Origin of the sequence: Veillonella sp. DNF00869 (assembly GCF_001553345.1) — a bacterium.
GTDB lineage: Bacteria > Bacillota > Negativicutes > Veillonellales > Veillonellaceae > F0422.
In genome coordinates this window covers 103,770-123,310 of sequence record NZ_KQ960768.1, presented here as the reverse complement: position 1 = coordinate 123,310, position 19,541 = coordinate 103,770, and the positions used below count along the sequence as shown (strand labels likewise).

The following is a 19,541-nucleotide window of genomic DNA, read 5'->3' as shown; positions in this document are numbered from 1 at the left end:
AATGAGTGGATATGTAGAAATGGGTCGAGTGATTCATAACACCCAAATAGGCAGTGATGTATGGAGACTATCCGTATATGCACCCAAACAAGCAAAAGAGGCACAACTAGGACAGTTTTGCAATGTTCGCGTCACAGGGGGCACAGCTCCCTTGTTGCGCAGACCTATCAGTTATGCCGGCTTTGATGCCGAAGCAGGTACCATCGACTTATTATATCGTGTGGTAGGTAAAGGTACAGAGATTATGACTCAGCTACGAGAAGGGGATACCTTAGATTGCTTGGGACCATTAGGTCAAGCTTTTACCACTGCAGACCGCATGTTATTAGTGGGTGGTGGTGTTGGAATTGCGCCTATGCTATGTATCGCTGATCGGTTACAACCAGGTCAAGAGGCTCATGTGATATTAGGATTCCGTAATGCAAGTGAATCATTTTGGGCTGATTTATTTAAAGATAGTCCTGTGACTGTACACATCACCACAGATGATGGCTCACTGGGTACTAAAGGATATCCTACGTCTGTGATGGAAACGCTGATGAAAGAAGAGCAGTTTGATGCGGTCTTGACATGTGGTCCTACACCAATGATGAAAGGGGTAGCCGCTGTAGCTCAACAAATGGGAGTGCCTTGCCAAGTGTCCTTAGAGGAACGCATGGGTTGTGGTACCGGTGGTTGCGTAGGCTGTGCATGCCAAGGTAAAAGTGGCACACGATATAAAGTGTGTAAAGATGGTCCTGTATTCCCTGCTGAGGAGGTGTTTTTCTAATGGCTACTGTAGATCCTAAATTAGCAGTGGAGTTCTGTGGTATCTCCATGAAAAATCCTATTGTAGCAGCATCGGGCACTTTTGGGTTCGGATTGGAATATGATGGATATTTAGACCTTGATACAGAGGTAGGGGCGATTTCTGTAAAAGGTTTAACACCTACTCCTCGACCTGGTAATGCTGGTGTACGTATCGCTGAAACACCATCTGGGGTGTTGAACTGTATCGGATTAGAAAATCCAGGAGCAGAAGCGTTCGTAGCAGATATATTACCAAATTTAAAACAATATGATGTGCCAATTTTTGCGAATATCTCTGGTAATACACTGGAAGAGTACGAATATATGGCAAAAACATTGACCGTCGAAGGGATAGCAGCCTTAGAGGTCAACATTAGTTGTCCTAATGTAAAATGCGGAGGTATGGCATTTGGTGTGCAGGCGGAGAGTGCGGCTGCTGTATGTAAAGCGGTAAAAGGGCATACAGATTTGCCAGTAATTATGAAGTTATCACCCAATGTAACAGATATCGTAGAGATTGCTCGTGCTGTAGAAGCGGCAGGTGCAGATGGTATCAGTATGATTAATACCCTATTAGGGATGTCTGTAGATCTACGGACTCGTAAACCATTATTGGGGAATATCTATGGTGGTTTATCTGGTCCAGCTGTGAAACCAGTGGCATTGCGCTTAACACATCAAGTGGCACAAGCTATTGAAATCCCAATTATGGGGGGCGGCGGCATCATGACTGGTGAAGATGCCTTAGAATTTATGCTAGTAGGAGCTGATATCGTGTCTGTGGGGACGGCAACGATGGTAGATCCACGAGCTATTGGCATCATCGCTAGTGAAATGAGCGCTTATTGTGAAAGCCAACACATCGATCATGTGTCGAACTTAGTTGGTGGTATTATTATGCCTTAATAAGAGAAAATGTATATCTCCTGTAATAGGTTTATAGTGTCAGCAATACATCTAAAATCAGAGTGGTTATCAGGAAATATATCGATACAGGGAAAGCCCTAAAGAAGAGAACTTTGAATACAATACAGAAAAGGACTGTTCCAGTGAAAGAGACACTGGAAACAGTCCTTTTAGTATTTAGATTTTATTGAGTAATTCTTCTTTTTTCTGTTGAAATTCTTCGTCAGTAATGGCCCCCATATCAAGGAGTTCTTTTAACTGTTTGATACGAAGAATGGGATCATCCAAGGCTGGTACTACATCAGATGTGGTAGTATTCTCTGATGTATCCTCTACTTCAATGGTAGCAGTTTCCACTGGAGGACCTGCATCGATGGCAGCTTTCACAGCAGCTGTATTAACCCATAATCCACGTTGTTGTTGATCATAATCGTAGGCTACAGTGCCACGAGATTCAATCCATGCTTGTAAATTTTCATTTACTAAATTAGTCAATACATCTAATGTAGCAAGACAGGTATCTCGACCTTGAATGAGCAAGACTCGATGGGTGCGACTCACCTCTTTGTTGTCGATATGGTCGATATCTGTATCATAAAACTTAGCACGTGTACCATAGCGACCACGATACGTAAATAGACCTGTTTTTGTATTGTAAGTAATTTTAACTTGCAATGTATGACCGCCAGGGGCATAGCTTATGATATGGTCTGGAGTTTGCGTGAACCAATCGAAGAGTCCCATAATCACTATCCTTTCTTACGTTTGCTTGGCCAAGGACTAGGAGGTCCGTAGCGATTGTTTCCAGTAGAACCAGGGAAACAAGATAAGAATCCATGTATAATTACTACAATAATAGTGTGCAGAATATAAATATTCTTTAATGGTAGATATAAATTTGTACAAATAATATACATACCCAATAGTATACCAAGGAGACGACCTGGTAATCCGATGTCATTGAATCGTCGTATGTATAGGGTATAGTATAGAGGGAGCAATATGATATATCCTGCGTAAGCTAATACTTTGATGCCAAAATAAGCCGGCAATATTACAACTACATCTAATAGCTGTTGGATAAACATATTAAAAATATGCATAGTAGCAGATAAAAATAGTATGCCAATGATAAATTGAAATCGATTCATCCGACCTGATGAATTTAATACGCCATGACTGTGTGGTTCTAGCGCAAGTAAAAGAAAGAGGGCTGCTACACCTACTAGAAATGATAGGCCCATATTAATCAGTATGTCCATAAGGAACCTCCTTATATGCTATGAATAAGTATAGCATAGATTAGGATATATGGCGAACTGTGGTCAAATGGAATGAAATTGAAATAGATTCTTCATTAAAATATTAAAAAAATAGAGTAGTATAAAGAAAGTTAGCAGAAAAAAATAGGCAAAATAGCGGTTCATTGGTATAATAGTAAAGATAGTAAGAAATAGGTTCACTTTTTTCTTTCTAACTACGATTATATAGTTATGAAAGGAGGAATGTATGAAACCTGTAACAACACCTATGGAAAAACGCATTCGCATGGTTCGTGCTTGGTTAGATGCAGCAGCTAAGTCCTATGCTACAAAGGGAAGTGTGAAGGGGAACTTTCATTTATTCTTGGCTCAAGCAGAGATGAAGCAAATGAATGAGGGTAGACCCTCTATTGTGTCCTACGCACAACGAGCTATGTTAACTATTGCATTAGTAGGAGTCATAGGGGTAACACATTGGTGGCTATCACAACATGAAGCAGGGAACGTAACACATACTCCTGTCATAGAAACAAAGGTAGAGGTGAAACCTGCACCTGTGTCTTCCACAGTGGTAGTGAAAGAATCACCAACCATAGAACAGGCTGAACCTAAGCCCGTAGAGACGGTGATAGAAACCAATCATGTTGTAACAACACAGCCCAATGTAGAACCTAGAAAAGATCCTACTATTAGCTCGAAAGACATGGTACATGCAGTGCAAACTGGTGGACGTATTTTGCGAGATTAGCACCTTTTATATTCTAAGGAGGAACATATATGAAGGGAAACCTATCTTATAAGAAATTTTTAACCTTTGCTGTCCTAGCGGCAATCAGTACAACTCCAGTATTTGCTGATACTGCTACTACGACTGAAAGTGGCAAAACAATTGCTAAATTATCCATGGAGGATTTAGGAAAGCAAAATACTACACGCCAAGAAACAGTAGCCTCTGGTGATACGGCTACAGAGGCAGCGATTGCAGCAGCTCGTGAAGGTTTGTCTGAGGCTGCACAACGTGATGCTATTGAAGAACAACGTAAACGTGTTGATAACTCTTCCTTAGCTACTAATGACAAAGAAGTTAAAGTTATCACAAAAGCTGGTGGTGATAAATTAGAAGAAGCACAGGCGGCAGGTGTGGAAACAGCGATTCCTCAAGTACAAGCTCGTTATTTCACATCCCTAACTGAAGCGGAGTTACAAAAATATGTAGGCAAAACGATCACTCATATTTCTATTGAAGGTCTTGACCAAGCAAATCAACCGGCTTTCCTTTCTTTATTACAAGGTAAAATTGGTGATGCTGTTACAGTAGAAGGAATCTCTAAAGAGATTGCTAACCTAGGTGGTTCCGGTGTTCTTTCAGAAATTACACCAGTATTTACAGAAGTACCAGAAGGTGTAAAAGTAGCATATCATGTAACCTTAAACCCAGTGATTAAAGGTGTGTCTGTAGAGGGTAATACGGTATACAAAACAGATGTATTATTGAACTATTTAGATGTACAACCTAACACTGTGTTAAATACTATTGCAGTTGGTGAAAAAGTACAAGGTATCAACGCAGCGTACCAACGTGATGGATATATTTTAGCTCATGTAAAAGATATGGCTGTAGATGACAATGGTGTATTACACGTATCTGTAGTAGAAGGTATTGTAGAACGTATTACTCCACATGGTAATAAAAAGACTAAAGATCGTGTGATTACTCGTGAATTTAACCAAAAAGTGGGACAACCATTTAATAAATTCTTAGTACGTCGATCTGTAGAGAAAGTATATAACTTAGGTTTCTTTGATGATGTAAATGTACGTTTAACACAAGGCTCCACAGAAGAAATGGTGAACATTGAAGTGGACGTACTAGAACATAAAACAGGTACGATTACATTAGGTGCAGGTTATTCTGGTGCTGATGGCTTTGTAGGTATTGTAGAAGTGGGTGAAGAAAACTTACGCGGTACTGGTGATAAAGTGAAAGTTCACTGGGAGTTTGGAGGCACAGCAGGTTATAAAAACTACTCTGTTTCCTACTTGCGTCCATGGATTGATAGAAAAGGCACATCTTTAGGGGTAACCTACTACAATCAATTAAACGAATATATAGATTACAACGAAAAAGGACAATCGAAAGCTACCTATGACAGAAAATCTAATGGCTTTAATATTTCTTTAGGACGTCAAACGGGTGAGTTTACTCGTGATTATGTCACATTAGAGCATCGTAAAGATACTTATGTTTGGGATAATAAAGATTCCAGTGGTTTCCGGTATGATACAGATGTAAATGGCGGTCCTGGATCAGGATATCGTTGGAATAATGAGGGCTATAAGTTTGCTAGCACAGGATATATTAAACATAACTTTGGCACAACAAACAGCATTAGCTGGCAAAAAGTATTTGACTCCCGTGATAATGTATACGAACCAACACGTGGTAAACGTTTATCCAGTACATTACAATGGGGTGGTCATGGCTTAGGTGGTGACTTTAACTTCTATAAATTCACTGGCGAAGCTAGAACGTATAAAAAAGTAGGTAATAAACAAGTTCTTGCCTTCCGTGCACGATTAGGTTGGGCAATGGGTGATTTACCATATAGTCAATTATATACAATCGGTGGTTCTGATTCTCTTCGTGCTTATGAGGATGATCAATACCGTGGTAAAAAAATGTACAACTTTACGGCAGAATATCGCTTCCCAATTTGGAATAAAGTAAGCGGTGCATTATTTACAGATTTAGGTGATGCATGGGATGCACCAAATGTACCTTGGTTCAAACATTCTAAAACATTTAATGTTTCTGTAGGTGCCGGCGTGCGTGTGACAACACCAATTGGTCCAGTACGTATCGACTATGGTATTAGTAAAGATCAAAAGAAATTCCACTTTAGCTTTGGTGGACAATTCTAATTGATGACTATACAACAATGGATAGGAGGGGCTTTCCTAATGGTTACATTAGGGATTCCCTCCGTCTATGGAGCGCCTGTTCAGACTGTGGATGTGGACCTACACAGTACAACAGGAACGATTCCAGCAGCCTTAAAAACACGTATGGTAGCTAGTATTCAAGGTGCAGCTTCCTATATATACAAAGGTAAAGAGGATTCTTATATCAAGGAATCTATGCAGGCCTATGAAAAGGCTACAATAGATGTAGTGGATCGCATTCTATATGGATATACGGTAAAATCTATATCTATGGATATTGGTGAATCTATGTATATGCGCCTTACATTAGAACCCTATGGAAATGTGGTACAATCTATAGAAACTAAGTTTAACTATGGGAATATATCTCCTTATGGACAATCTCTCATACATAGAGATATAGGAAATGTAAAGCCCCGGTTAGAGCAAATTCTTTTGGGAGCATCCCTGGAGTCCTTAGGTTGGATTACACCATTAGCACAAAAATCAATTCGAAGTGAATTAGAAGGAACTCTTCCTGAATTTACACCACAAATTGATATTGTAGGTGGAGAATTAGCAAAGGCTACCGTATATTTAGTACCTCATGGTAATAGCGTACATCGTACAGATGTGGCTATTCACTCTAATACTTTACCGAGTGCTCTTTTTTATAATATGCGTCAATATTATGAAAAAAAGTTACAACAATTAGAGGGACTACCTGTGTCGTTTGTGCGACGTCATAAGTTGATGATAGAATCGGAGATACAAGAAGAACTTAATACAAGTCGGGGTGTTACGCAATTTGGTGTGACCATGACTCCAGAACTTCAGGTAGGTACGGACACAAGATTAGACATTCACGTGGATTCCTCTAAGTATATCCTTCGAGGCGAAGGGTATTTGGATATGGGGCGTGGTGTGGATTCTGTAGGATTACGAGTGTATACGGGGGTTCATCGAGGTCCCCATGATTGGTATTTAGAAACAGAGTTTTTACCCAATCGTTTGAAATGGTCTTTTGCGCCATCGTATGGGTATCAATTCAGTAAAGATACAAAGGTAGGTTATCAATACAGCCTGCCGAATCATCACCATCATGGTTTTGTATACCAAAATATTGGTACACGTTGGAATGCAAGATATGAAAGAGATATAACTGCGAAAGCTAATGAATTTGCTCTTTCCTATGATGTACATGAATATTTACGATTAGAATATGTCTGGGGTGACCAGGATCGATGGTTACGCCTAATAGGACGAATATAAGGAAAGAAGGTAGATACACTATGATGCGTTTATTGAATAATAAAAAGAATGTAAAAACAGTGTCTATCATTGTAGGCATTCTTTTTGTCATCAGTGTGGGGGCTTTGGCCTATACACAGATGGCGGGACATGGTGGTTCCAATGCAGTGAGCAATATCGGTGTTATTGATATGCAGCGAATTGTAGAAAGCAATCCAAACTTAGTGCAAGATGCACAACAAGAATATGCTGCCTATAATGAAGAACTACAAAAAGAATTTAATGAAAAATCTGCTAATTTAGATGAAGAAGGTAAGGCTAAATTATCTAATGAACTTCGTCAAAAGATGCAAGAAAAACAACAAACAATTCAAGAAAATCTAAAAAAACGTGTAGATGAAGCTTCTAAAACAGTAGCTGATGGCAAAGGCCTTAGCGTGGTATTGAGCCGTGAATCTGTATTGTTTGGTGGTACTGATATTACAGACCAAGTGAGCAAGAAGCTAGCAGAAACTAAATAAGGTAACATCCAAATGGGAAAAGGACCTATCTTCGCTTTATTAGGTATATTTGTATGTGCTGCTAGTATCGGTAGTTATTATGTACATCATCAGCCGGTGTCTTTGCAAGGACCACGGATTGGGGTTGTACGTTTGCAAGAGGTAGTAGAAAAGCATCCAAACTTTCATAGTTATGATGAACAAAAGAAAGAATTGTTACGACTGGAGGCTCAACGGGACAGAGAGGATGAACTTCTCAAATCTAAATTGGGTACTGAAGTGGGAAAATCTGAAGAACATCTAAAACAGTTAGAATCAAATTTAACTGAAAGTTTGAATCAGGAGCTACAAACTAAAATTGCCTTACGTGAAGCTGAGTTAAATCAAGAGTTAGCGGCTAAGCAACGTGAATTGATTGAACAATATCGTAAAAATTACAAAGTAGAACCTAGTGAAGCAGATATAGAAATTGTAAATTTACAATTGTGGTTAACAACTGAAATGAAAGTAAAGCCGATTGATGAAGAGCAACGAAAACGTTGGGACACTCTAAAAGCTGAGAAGGAACAACGATTATCTGATTTGTTAGCACAACGGAGTCATCGTATCAACGGATCTCAACAATGGAAAGATCTAGAAGCCAAAGTGGCTGAGGCGATGGTACCTGCCCAGACAGAAGCACAGCAGAAGTTAAGTGCCTATGCTACTGAGCAGGCAAAAGCCTTAGGGGCACAGCGAGATCAATCTATGAAAGGTCTGGTGGATTCGCAACAAGAAGTGTTGGCTAAGGTTCACCGTGAGGGCACCACTTTGTGGGATGCAGAATGGGAACAACGATTGGCACAAAAACGGGATGAAGTACAAGCCCTACATGATGCCATTTTAGAAGATATTCGAGTTCGTGCAGGAGTGTTGGCTAGAGCTAAACAGTTAGATTTAGTGCTGGTAGATCATATTACAGATCGTACGGATATGGATTTAACAGAAGAAATCATTCAATCGTATGGACAATAAAGGAGTAAAGTGATGAAATCAATGTGGAAACGTATGGCTACAGGTGCCATGATGGTATGTGCATTAGGCTTAGTAGCTGGTTGTGGATCAAGTGAAAAAGTAGGTGTGGTAAACACTGAAAAGTTAGTGCAAGAAAGCCAAAAAGCTAAGGATATTAATAAAGAAATGGAAGCTAAACAAAAGGAAGTTACAGACCGTTTAGCTCAAGTGCAAGGTACACAAACTGAAGAGCAATTCCAACAAACACAATTAAATGCACAACAGGAATTGCAAATTTATGGACAAGCAAAAGGTAAAGAGTTTAAAGCCTATGTGGAATCCAATATCCAAGCTGTAGCAAAAGAAAAAGAATTGACTGTAGTAGCGAATGATCAAGCCATTGTAAGTGGTGGAGTTGATATTACAGAAGATGTGCTTAAAAAAATGAATGAAAGTGCTTCCTCCGGAGAAACTAGTAAATAATAAGAGAGTAAAAAGTAAGGAGGCTTCATAGTGAAGTTTTCAGTAGAAGACCTAGCCAAATTGGTTGAGGGCACTGTATATGGCGATGGTTCCATTAATATTGAAGAAGCCCGTAGTTTAGATCAAGGTGCAGCTCATGCTATTAGTTTTGCTATCGGTGATTATAGAGAGTTTGCCAAAGATAGCAAAGCAGGAGCTTTGTTAGTAGATGCTAAGATTGAGGGGTGTGAGACTCCTCAAATTGTGGTGTCTAATGCTAAAACAGCTTTTGCCAAATTGCTAGAAGTATTTCACCCTCCAGTGGTATTCCCAGAGGGGATTCATGAAACAGCAATTATTGGCAAGAATGTAACAATCGGAAACAATGTAAAAATTGGACCTTATTGTGTAGTTTATGATAATGCTATTATTGGAGATAATGTTACATTACACGCTTATGTATATATTGGACATAATGTGCGTATTGGTGAAGGTACAACGATTTATGCAAGTTCCATTGTGCATGAGAACTGTATTTTAGGAAAACGAGTTGTCTTACGTGCGAATGCTGTTGTAGGTGGAGAAGGTTTCGGCTTTGCTACTGAAAATGGTAAGCACACACATATTCCACAAGTAGGTAATGTTATCTTAGAAGATGATGTGGAAGTAGGCTCCTGTTCTTGTATAGACAATGCTACTATGGGATCTACCTTAGTTCGTCGTGGCACTAAAATAGATAATTTAGTTCACCTAGGCCATAATGTAGAAATTGGAGAAGATTGTTTCTTAATTGCCCAAGTCGGTATCGCAGGTAGTACAAAATGTGGTAACCATGTTATCTTTGCTGGGCAAACTGGTTGTACAGGACATATTACAATTGGTGATAATGTTACTTTTGCAGGAAAAACAGGCATTACAGGTAATGTGCCATCGAATGGACTTTATGCAGGGTTCCCAATGCGACCACATAAAGAATGGTTAAAATTAGCTGCCTATGAAAGCCGTTTACCAGATATGGTAAAACAGTTAAAAGCATTAGAAAAAGAAGTAGCTGCATTACAAGCTAAATTAGAAGATAAATAGGTGTAGATATGTTATATACCTGTATGAAAGTGTTAAGTGCTATCCTATGTGCTTTGCCGTATCGAATGCAATATGCTATTGGGTATCTATTAGGGCAATTAGGATGGATTTTTACACCAAGCAATCGAAAACGATTGGCCATTGGACAAATATTATTTTGTCGTATTACAGATGATCCTGTAGAGGCAAAACGAATTGCCAAAGCCAGTGTGACAAGATTTGGTCGCATGATTGTGGATGTGCTTCGTTATCCTGAAATTAAAGATGGCAAATACAAAGAGATGTTCACCATGGAAGGTAGAGAATATCTAGAAGATGCCAAAGAAGATGGAAAAGGTGCTATTATTATTGCTCTCCATAGTGGAAACTGGGAATTACTAGGAGGTATTTTAGCATCTGAAGGATATCCTTTGATTTCAGTAGCGATGCAGCAACAAGGTGATGCGGACAAATTTATCAATGAATATCGTGCGCTTATGAAACAACACGTCACTTATAAAACAGGTGTTCGTGAAATGGTAAAAGAACTGCAACAAGGTTCTTTTATAGGTCTTATTATGGACCAGGATCCAGGAGATAAAGGTCAGTTGGTTCCGTTTTTTGGCTATGAAACATTGACTCCCGTAGGACCTGCGGCAATGGCTCGTATGCAGGATGTGCCGATTATTCCTATAACAATACGTTTTAATGAATATACTGAGAAATACGAAATTACTGTACATCCACCTGTATACGCTGAAAAAACAGAAGAGCGGAAACGTGATATTGCGGTTACATTGACGATGCTCAATGAATGGGTGGAAGATTATATTCGAAGATATCCAGAAGATTGGTTCTGGCTTCATAATAGATGGAAATGGACACGTCGCTTTTATGGTGATACCATAGAAGTACCACCAGATGTGATGAACCAAAAACTGTAGAAAGGAGGTCCTTATGAAACAACAAACAATTAGTAAAGCAATAAGCTATGAAGGGGCTGGATTGCACAGTGGTTTACCTGTGCAAATGCGTATCCTTCCTAGTGAGCCCAATACAGGGATTACCTTTGTACGTACAGATTTGCCGGGCACTCCTTCTGTGAAAGCGGACATTCGTAATGTAACAAATACGATGCGTGCTACCACATTAGAAGAGGGGGAGGCAAAAGTATTTACAGTTGAACATATTTTAGCAGCTTTTTATGGTATGGCTATTGATAACTGTATTATTGAATTGAATTCACCGGAACCTCCTATAGCTGATGGTGGATCAGCCACATTTGTGCAGCTTATCAAAGAGGCAGGAATTATCGAACAAGAGGCAGACCGTCAAGTTTATGTGGTGAAAAAATCTCATGGTATCTATGAAGAAGATAAATTTATCATTATTCGTCCTTATGATGGATTCCGTGTCACTTTTACAAGTATTAATAGTCATCCTATGCTAGGTACGCAACATGCAGATTATGAGATTAATCCTGATGTATTTGCTACAGAAATTGCACCAGCAAGAACGATTGGTTTTACAAAAGAAATCGAACAATTGCAAGCGATGGGATTAGCTAAAGGCGGATCCACGGAAAACGTGATTGTCTATGATGATACAACTTGTTTATCGGAACTTAATTTTCCAGATGAATTAGTACGTCATAAAATTTTAGATATATTAGGCGATTTATTCTTGGTGGGCCATCTAAAAGGCCATATTATTGCTGTGAAATCGAGTCATAATTTAAACTCGCGATTAAGTCGAGAAATTTTAAAAGAAATGCAAGAGGAGGCATAACATGATTCTTACAATTGAAGAAATTATGGAAATTCTACCACACCGTTATCCATTCTTATTGGTAGATCGTATTATTGAAATGGAACCAATGAAACGTGCGGTAGGTCTTAAAAATTGTACTTTCAATGAACCACATTTCATGGGTCACTTTCCAGGTAACCCTGTGATGCCAGGTGTATTGATTACAGAAGCAATTGCTCAAGTAGGTGGTATTGCACTCTTGTATCCTGAAGAAAATCGTGGCTTAACACCAATGTTTACAGGTATAGATAAAGTACGTTTCCGTCATCCAGTTAAACCTGGTGATCAAGTACGCATCGAGGCTGATGTAGTAAAAATCAAAGGTCGTATGGGTAAAGTAGAAGGTCGTGCGTATGTAGGTGATAAATTGGTGGCAAGTGGTGAGTACATGTTCGCCTTAGTGAAGCCAGAATAACTTTCAAAATGTAAGGAGTGACACAGATGATCGTAGTTGGCATGGAAAATGCAACATCTGAAATTCATAGTACTGCAGTCATACATCCAGATGCAAAAATTGGTAAAAATGTTATTATTGGTCCTGGTGCAGTCATTGGAGAACATGTTGAAATCGGAGATGGTACTAAAATTGGCGCTAATGTAGTGATTGGTGGCTGGACAACGATTGGTAAAAATAATGAATTTTTTCCGGGTTGTGCTATCGGTTTGGAACCACAAGATTTAAAATTTAAAGGTGAAAAAAGTTATTGCATTATTGGCGATAATACAGTAGTTCGTGAATTCGTAACTATCAGTCGTGCTACTGGTGAAGGGGAAGAGACACGAGTTGGTAACAATTGTTTGTTCCAAGCGTGCACACATGTGGCCCATAACTGTATCGTAGGCAATAATGTTATCATGAGTAACTGTGCAGGCCTTGCAGGTCACGTAATTGTAGAAGATCGCGTGGTTATTGGAGGTATTGCAGGGGTCCATCAGTTTGTAAAAATTGGCCGTAATGCTATGGTTGGTGGTATGGCGAAAGTCGTACAAGACATCCCTCCCTATGTCATTGCGGATGGACAGCCAGCGCATGTAATTGGGTTGAACTCTGTAGGGTTAGCTCGCGCTGGAGTATCTGAAGAAGTGCGTCGTGAGTTGAAGAAGGCATTTCGTATTCTATATCGCAGTGGCTATAGTCTGTCTAAAGCAATTGAAGAAATGGAATTGAATTTAATATCTTCTGTTGAGATTGAACACATGCTACGTTTCTTACGCAATGCAGATCGTGGTATCATGCGCGTACGCAGAGATTAATAATGGAATTATAATACATGGAAGAGCATACAATGTATGCTTTTCCATGTATTTTTTATTGTGAACTTTCATGCCATTTATGCCCTATATATGGTATAATATAGATTAGAATTTTTATAATTAAAAGTTAGTGGGAGGCGTTATGGCGAAAGTAGGATTGATTGCAGGAATTGGTAATCTGCCAGTTGAATTTATGCGAGCTGCTCAACATGAAGGCTATGAAGTTGTGGTCATTTCTGTTGTAACAGAGGGAGCTCTTGAATTACAAGCAGAGGCCGATGCATACTACCAAATCAGCGTCTTTAAATCAGATACAGTGATTAAAACGTTCCTTAAAGAGGGCGTCACAGATGTGACTATGTTAGGAAAAGTAACAAAAGAACATCTGTATAAAAAGATAACAACCATACCAGATATGCGTACGATCAAATTGTTGAATCGTTTGCGCAATCGTAAAGATGATACGATCATGCTAGCTATCGTAGAGGAATTAGAAAAAGAAGGACTAGCGGTAGCGGATCAAACAAAATATATGAGATCTCTTATGCCACCAGTAGGTGTCATGACAATGAGAAAACCAACAGAGGTGGAGCAATTAGATATTGAGTTTGGCTTTACCTTAGCGAAACAAATGGGTGCACTTGACATTGGACAAACCGTAGTAGTGAAAGAACAAGCGGCGATGGCCATAGAAGCCATTGAAGGAACCGATGAGTGTATCAAGCGAGGCGGTGCCTTGGGTCGTGAAGGGGCTGTGGTGGTAAAAACTGCAAAACCTAATCAGGACGTACGTTTTGATGTTCCAGCGGTAGGTATGAAGACGTTAGAATCTATGATTACCGGTAACTGCAAGGTCCTAGCTATGGAGGCGAAACGGACGATTTTTGTTGAGCAAGAAGCAGTTTTGCAAAAAGCAAACGAATTAGGTATCGTAATCTGTGCCGTAGAAGGGCCGGATGAGGAGTAAGCATGAAGATTATGTTTTCTGCTGGTGAAGCATCAGGAGATACGCATGGTGCCAGTGTGGCAAAGGCTTTATTGGAGGCATATCCAAAAGCACAACTATTTGGCATGGGCGGAGACTTGATGAAGGAAGCGGGTGTGAATATTATATACGATATTCAGCAACTAGGGTTCATCGGTATTGTTGAAATAATAAAACATTTGCCCACATTTTTTAAACTTCGCAGCTTCTTAAAAGAAGCTATGCTACGAGAAAAGCCAGATGTGTTGGTGTGTATTGACTATCCAGGTTTTAATATGAAGTTAGCGAAGGTGGCAAAAGAATTACATATACCTGTGGTGTATTACATTGCCCCTACCATTTGGGCTTGGAATAAAGGACGAGGCAAGGATATCGCTAAAACGGTGACAAAAGTAGCTTCTATTTTTCCTTTTGAAGCAGAGGCATACCGTGAATTTGGTGTAGATGTGGAATTTGTAGGGAATCCTTTGGTAGATATTGTACATCCTACCATGTCCGTCGAAGCAGCACTTGCTCATTTTGGTGCAGATACAAGGAGTCGTAATATTCTTTTGATGCCAGGTAGTCGTAAACAAGAAGTAGAAGGGTTATTACCAACAATGCTGGCAGCAGCAGAACGGTTATATAAAAATCATACAGATTTGAAGTTCTTCTTACCACGGGCACATACAATACCTAGAGAAGATATTGACAGAATTTTACAAAGTTATTCTGTACCAGTCACTGTTACAGAAGGTCATAACTATGATTTAATGCAGATTTGTACCGCATGTATTGCGGCTTCAGGGACAGCTACCTTAGAAACAGCCTTGATGGATGTACCTACTGTATTAATTTATAAAGTGGCACCTGTTACGTATGGAATTGGTAAATTACTGGTAAAAATAGATCATATTGGATTGCCTAATATTATGGCGAAGCGTCGCATTATTCCTGAGTTATTACAGGGGGATGTAACGCCAGAAAATGTAGAACGAGAACTAGCTAATATCTTAGATCATGAGGCGGTATATACGCAGATGAAAGCTGATTTAGCGCAAGTGAAAGTAGAATTAGGGGCACCGGGAGCGGTGCAACGTGTAGCTGATGTCATTGCATCAGTCGCAATGAAGGAGGCGTAAATGAATCGTTATAAACAACTATTGGCATTTATTGTGCCATATAGGATGCGACTCATATTAGGGATATTTTGCATGATTGCAGCTGCCATGGGGTATTTAGTGGTACCATGGTTAATCCGAAATGTAGTGGATGGCGTATTGCAAGATAAAGATTTAGGCTTATTAACATTAATTGTGATTGCTATTTTAGTAATTTTCTTGCTTCGTGGATTTGCTACCTATGGGCAAAACTATATGATGGCTTATGTAGGACAGCGCGTGGTTATCGATATTCGTGAAACCTTATTTAAGCATTTACAAAAGTTAGATCAAGCTTATTTTGACCGTCGTAAAACAGGGGTTATCATGAGTAATGTGACTAGTGATGTAGGGGCGTTACAACAAGCTATTGTAGACAATCTTATATCGTTCATGACAGAAGGAGTTACCTTAGTAGGGTCCTTAGTCTTCATGTTTTACTTGGATTGGAAACTATCCCTTTTAACCTTGATTATTGTGCCTGTTGTATTAGGATTAACGAATATATTTGGTAAAAAATTGCGCTCTGCAGGTCATGAGGTACAAGGTAGAACAGCGGATATTACGGCGTTTTTACAAGAAGTTATCTCAGGGGTGCGCGTGATTCGTTCTTTTGCTCGTGAAACATATGAATTTAAGCGATTTGAACAAGAGAACCAAAATAACTTTGATGCTGCTATGAAAGCTACCAAATTAACAGCTGTCATGGGGCCTATGGTGGAATTTGCAGCGGCCATTGCAGTAGTGATTATTTTATGGTATGGCGGATATTCTGTAGTGCAAGGTTATATTACAGCAGGTTCCTTGATTGCATTCTTAATTTATGCTATTAACTTATCTAACCCTGTGAAACGCTTAACTCAAGTCTATGGTAACTTGCAAAAAGCAATGGCAGCAGGAGATCGTGTTATCGACATTTTAGAAACAGAACCACATGTGAAAGAATCACCAACGGCAAAAGCATTAACTGATGTACAAGGAACTGTAGAATTCGACAATGTACAATTTGCTTATGATGAAGATAATTTAGCTTTAAAAGGCGTCAACTTAACGGTGAAACAAGGGCAAACCGTGGCGATTGTTGGTCCTTCTGGAGCCGGCAAATCAACGATTGCGAACTTGTTACCACGTTTTTATGATGTAACAGGTGGCGCCATTCGCATTGATGGTGTAGATGTGCGAGATGTCACATTTACGTCCTTACGAGAAAATATTGGTTTAGTACCACAAGATACGATGTTATTCAATGCAACAGTACGTGAAAATATTTTATATGGTCGCTTAGATGCTACTGAACAAGAAATCATTGAGGCGGCTAAAGCAGCGAATGCCTATGAGTTTATTGAAAAATTACCGAATGGATTTGATACGATTGTGGGAGAGCGAGGTAACTCTTTATCGGGTGGTCAGCGTCAACGTATTGCTATTGCACGAGCTATCTTGAAAAATCCGAGCATTTTAATTCTTGATGAGGCTACCTCAGCCTTAGATACTGAAAGTGAAAAAATTGTACAAGAAGCGTTAGAACGACTAATGAAAAATAGAACGGCTCTAGTCATTGCTCATAGATTGAGTACTATTAAACATGCCGATCATATTGTGGTCTTACAGCAAGGTTGTGTTGTAGAAGAAGGCACACATGATGAATTATTAGCGTTGAATGGCTTATATAGTCATTTATATTCTGTTCAATTTGCCAGAAAAGGATAAACTATGTATTGGATATACAATATACTTCTCATTATCTATTGGATTGGCTTGATACCGGTGATTCTCTACCGTTTGGCCTTTGAAGAAGGATTCTACGAGCGGATCAAACAAAGTGCAGGATTCATGCCTAGCACATTGATGAAAAAAATTGAAGGTAAACGGGCTATTTGGTTGCATGCGGCTTCTGTAGGCGAAATTGTAGCTACCAGCCCATTGGTGAAAGATATCAAAAAAAGCTTTCCTGATGCAGTTGTAGTTGTATCTGTGGTAACCGCTACTGGACATGCCATGGCACGCCGCATCATTCCAGAAGCAGAAGGGATTATTTTCTTTCCCTTAGACTTGCCATTTTTGACACGAAGAATTTTGACAACGATTAAGCCCATTGCAATTTTATTGGTTGAAACTGAAATTTGGCCAAACTTTCTTCGTATTGCCAAAGCTGAACAGATTCCAGTTATGATGGTCAATGGTCGTATCAGTGATCGTTCTATGTCACGGTATATGCATATTAAATCTTTTATGCATGATATGTTGGGGTCCATAGATCGATTCTGTATGCAATCTAAATTAGATGCGGAATATATCACTGTATTAGGGGCAAATGTACAAGAGGTAACCGTTACAGGGAATACGAAATATGATCAAACCTATGCAACGGTAACAGATGAAGAAAAAGAACAATTGCAACATGAGTTTGGATTTGGACATAATCATCCTATTATCGTGGCAGGTAGTACCCATAAAGGGGAAGAGGATAAGTTGTTTCAAGCGTTTAAAGAAATTTTACAATCTTATCCCAATGCGCGATTACTGATTGCACCTCGCGAAATTATGCGTGGTAATGATGTAAAAGCATTATCTCAAAAATATGGGTTGAAAGCGATTTGTCGTAGTGCGATGACAGAACCTGTACATGAAGAAATTCCAGTGGTGATTTTAGATACCATCGGTGAATTAGGTCGTCTATATAGTTTGGGGGATATTATTTTTGTAGGTGGATCTTTAGTAAAAACTGGAGGCCATAATATATTGGAACCAGCTGCTCATGGTAAGCCAATTATTGTAGGACCACATATGTTTAACTTTAAGGAAATCTATAGTTTGTTGAGCTCCCGTGGTGCTTGTACGATGGTACATGATGAAAGAGAATTATTAAGAGTATTGCAAACTTTGTGTGCTAACCATGCTATGCGAGAAGAGATGAGTCGTCATTGCTTGGAAGTAGTCAGTGAAAATCGGGGGGCTACACAGCGCAATACCGAGGAGTTACGCCGTCTTTTTGAACGCTTTCACATAGTACCATAATCGATTCATATTAGTTTTAATATCCTAAGTTATACTAAGGGGATACGGAGGAGGTTTACTCATGAAAGGAGAACAACTCTTTAAGCATATCATTAGTGGACAGATGGAAGGCTCCTTAGGAGATGCTCTGCGCAATGGTTTGGAAAAGGCTAGTAAAGTCTATGAAAGAGTCGTAGAATATCGCAATGAACGCTATAACCACCCACACCGAGTGTTGCGAATGCCAGTGCCGGTCATTAGTATAGGAAATATTACAGTTGGAGGCACGGGCAAAACACCCATGGTACGTTATGTCTGTGAAACATTAGATGCAGCCCAACATACAGTGAGCGTCTTAAGCCGTGGTTACAAAGCAGATAATAATAAAAAGCCTATTGTCGTATCTAGACGAGGGGCTGTTGATGTATCCTCTTTTATTAGTGGTGATGAAGCTTGGTTATTGGCAAAAACATTACCTAATGCGAATGTTATTATAGGTTCAAAACGAGTAGAGTCTGCAAAAATTGCCGTTGAAGATATGCAATCCGATGTGCTTGTCTTGGATGATGGATTTCAGCATCGTGCCTTGGGCCGTGATGCAGATATTGTGTTGATTGATGCAAGTCACCCATTTGGTTATGGTGCGGTATTGCCAAGAGGGCTTCTACGAGAACCATTGGAAAACTTGAAGAGAGCTACCTATATTGTGTTAACGAAAACGAATCAAGTGGATTCGGAACAACTAGAAGCACTACGTGCAGAGATTCATTCCTTGGCACCTCTTGTTCCGGTAGCAGAAACCATTCATCAAACAGTGGGCTTTCAAACCTTGGAAGAGTGGAGTCATAATGGCCCGATTCATCATATTAGTGACTATGATGGCACTCCATTGCTAGCGATTAGTGGCATTGGGCAACCTAGTTCGTTCATTGCTAATTTAGAAAGCTATGGATTTACGGTGCAGGATATGATGAGCTTTGGTGACCATCATGATTATTCCGAAGATGATGTTGTAAAACTATGGCAACACTGCTTTAAAACGGGGATTCAAGGCATCATTACAACGGAAAAAGATGCAGTTAAGTTATCACAAGTACGGGCTATACGAGATTTAAAGATCCCTGTTTATGTATTAGTGATAGGTATTGAATTTACCAAAGGTGAAGAAGATTTTAAATCTTATGTCTTGCAAATAGCAAAGGGGAAGTAA

20 protein-coding genes are annotated in these 19,541 nt (G+C 39.5%); 18 read left to right on the top strand and 2 right to left on the bottom strand.

The window, feature by feature from the left end; all coding sequences use genetic code 11:
* The first annotated feature begins 1 nt into the window (after position 1).
* Complete coding sequence (locus tag HMPREF3032_RS03645) at positions 2 to 769, top strand: dihydroorotate dehydrogenase electron transfer subunit (protein ID WP_062401979.1); 768 nt, start codon at positions 2 to 4, stop codon at positions 767 to 769.
* On the top strand, positions 769 to 1,695 hold the full coding sequence (locus tag HMPREF3032_RS03640) for a dihydroorotate dehydrogenase (RefSeq protein ID WP_062401977.1): 927 nt from the start codon (positions 769 to 771) through the stop codon (positions 1,693 to 1,695). The genes HMPREF3032_RS03645 and HMPREF3032_RS03640 overlap by 1 nt, the downstream gene beginning before the upstream one ends.
* A 177-nt stretch (positions 1,696 to 1,872) precedes the next feature.
* Here HMPREF3032_RS03640 and HMPREF3032_RS03635 read toward each other — a convergent pair whose 3' ends face one another.
* Both HMPREF3032_RS03635 and HMPREF3032_RS03630 read right to left on the bottom strand, forming a co-directional pair.
* The gene (locus HMPREF3032_RS03635) at positions 1,873 to 2,439 is read right to left on the bottom strand and encodes an SHOCT domain-containing protein (protein WP_062401974.1); all 567 of its coding nucleotides are present in this window, start codon (positions 2,437 to 2,439) and stop codon (positions 1,873 to 1,875) included.
* A gap of 5 nt (positions 2,440 to 2,444) precedes the next feature.
* Positions 2,445 to 2,957 (bottom strand): DUF805 domain-containing protein, encoded by a 513-nt coding sequence (locus HMPREF3032_RS03630; RefSeq protein ID WP_062401971.1) that lies wholly within the window; start codon positions 2,955 to 2,957, stop codon positions 2,445 to 2,447.
* 247 nt (positions 2,958 to 3,204) lie between these two features.
* Here HMPREF3032_RS03630 and HMPREF3032_RS03625 point away from each other — a divergent pair, with 247 nt between their 5' ends.
* The 16 genes from HMPREF3032_RS03625 (at position 3,205) to lpxK (ending at position 19,541) form a co-directional block, all read left to right on the top strand.
* Positions 3,205 to 3,705 carry a hypothetical protein gene (locus HMPREF3032_RS03625; RefSeq protein WP_009353650.1) on the top strand — a complete coding sequence of 167 codons (501 nt, stop codon included), beginning with the start codon at positions 3,205 to 3,207 and terminating at the stop codon, positions 3,703 to 3,705.
* 29 nt (positions 3,706 to 3,734) lie between these two features.
* Positions 3,735 to 5,879, top strand: coding sequence for a BamA/OMP85 family outer membrane protein (locus HMPREF3032_RS03620; RefSeq protein ID WP_062401968.1), 2,145 nt, complete (start codon positions 3,735 to 3,737; stop codon positions 5,877 to 5,879).
* Between the two features lie 39 nt (positions 5,880 to 5,918).
* Complete coding sequence (locus HMPREF3032_RS03615; protein ID WP_062401965.1) at positions 5,919 to 7,151, top strand: hypothetical protein; 1,233 nt, start codon at positions 5,919 to 5,921, stop codon at positions 7,149 to 7,151.
* A 20-nt stretch (positions 7,152 to 7,171) separates the two neighbouring features.
* Positions 7,172 to 7,651, top strand: coding sequence for an OmpH/Skp family outer membrane protein (locus tag HMPREF3032_RS03610; RefSeq protein WP_009353684.1), 480 nt, complete (start codon positions 7,172 to 7,174; stop codon positions 7,649 to 7,651).
* Positions 7,652 to 7,663: 12 nt separating this feature from the next.
* On the top strand, positions 7,664 to 8,644 hold the full coding sequence (locus HMPREF3032_RS03605; RefSeq protein WP_062401962.1) for a coiled-coil domain-containing protein: 981 nt from the start codon (positions 7,664 to 7,666) through the stop codon (positions 8,642 to 8,644).
* A 12-nt stretch (positions 8,645 to 8,656) separates the two neighbouring features.
* Complete coding sequence (locus HMPREF3032_RS03600; protein ID WP_062401960.1) at positions 8,657 to 9,106, top strand: OmpH/Skp family outer membrane protein; 450 nt, start codon at positions 8,657 to 8,659, stop codon at positions 9,104 to 9,106.
* Positions 9,107 to 9,136: 30 nt separating this feature from the next.
* Positions 9,137 to 10,168, top strand: coding sequence for a UDP-3-O-(3-hydroxymyristoyl)glucosamine N-acyltransferase (gene lpxD, locus HMPREF3032_RS03595; protein ID WP_062401958.1), 1,032 nt, complete (start codon positions 9,137 to 9,139; stop codon positions 10,166 to 10,168).
* An 8-nt stretch (positions 10,169 to 10,176) separates the two neighbouring features.
* Positions 10,177 to 11,091, top strand: coding sequence for a lysophospholipid acyltransferase family protein (locus tag HMPREF3032_RS03590; protein ID WP_009353654.1), 915 nt, complete (start codon positions 10,177 to 10,179; stop codon positions 11,089 to 11,091).
* Between the two features lie 13 nt (positions 11,092 to 11,104).
* On the top strand, positions 11,105 to 11,935 hold the full coding sequence (gene lpxC / locus HMPREF3032_RS03585; RefSeq protein ID WP_062401956.1) for a UDP-3-O-acyl-N-acetylglucosamine deacetylase: 831 nt from the start codon (positions 11,105 to 11,107) through the stop codon (positions 11,933 to 11,935).
* 1 nt (position 11,936) lies between these two features.
* Positions 11,937 to 12,371: a 3-hydroxyacyl-ACP dehydratase FabZ gene (fabZ, locus tag HMPREF3032_RS03580; RefSeq protein ID WP_009353694.1), complete on the top strand. Its 435-nt coding sequence runs from the start codon at positions 11,937 to 11,939 to the stop codon at positions 12,369 to 12,371.
* Between the two features lie 26 nt (positions 12,372 to 12,397).
* The gene (gene lpxA / locus HMPREF3032_RS03575) at positions 12,398 to 13,210 is read left to right on the top strand and encodes an acyl-ACP--UDP-N-acetylglucosamine O-acyltransferase (RefSeq protein ID WP_009353663.1); all 813 of its coding nucleotides are present in this window, start codon (positions 12,398 to 12,400) and stop codon (positions 13,208 to 13,210) included.
* Positions 13,211 to 13,352: 142 nt separating this feature from the next.
* Positions 13,353 to 14,177: an LpxI family protein gene (locus tag HMPREF3032_RS03570; RefSeq protein WP_062401954.1), complete on the top strand. Its 825-nt coding sequence runs from the start codon at positions 13,353 to 13,355 to the stop codon at positions 14,175 to 14,177.
* Between the two features lie 2 nt (positions 14,178 to 14,179).
* Complete coding sequence (gene lpxB, locus HMPREF3032_RS07635; RefSeq protein WP_009353711.1) at positions 14,180 to 15,316, top strand: lipid-A-disaccharide synthase; 1,137 nt, start codon at positions 14,180 to 14,182, stop codon at positions 15,314 to 15,316.
* Positions 15,317 to 17,044, top strand: coding sequence for a lipid A export permease/ATP-binding protein MsbA (gene msbA / locus HMPREF3032_RS07630; protein ID WP_062401951.1), 1,728 nt, complete (start codon positions 15,317 to 15,319; stop codon positions 17,042 to 17,044). It abuts the gene before it with no gap.
* Between the two features lie 3 nt (positions 17,045 to 17,047).
* The gene (locus HMPREF3032_RS03555; RefSeq protein WP_062401948.1) at positions 17,048 to 18,352 is read left to right on the top strand and encodes a 3-deoxy-D-manno-octulosonic acid transferase; all 1,305 of its coding nucleotides are present in this window, start codon (positions 17,048 to 17,050) and stop codon (positions 18,350 to 18,352) included.
* A gap of 61 nt (positions 18,353 to 18,413) precedes the next feature.
* Complete coding sequence (lpxK, locus tag HMPREF3032_RS03550; RefSeq protein WP_062401944.1) at positions 18,414 to 19,541, top strand: tetraacyldisaccharide 4'-kinase; 1,128 nt, start codon at positions 18,414 to 18,416, stop codon at positions 19,539 to 19,541.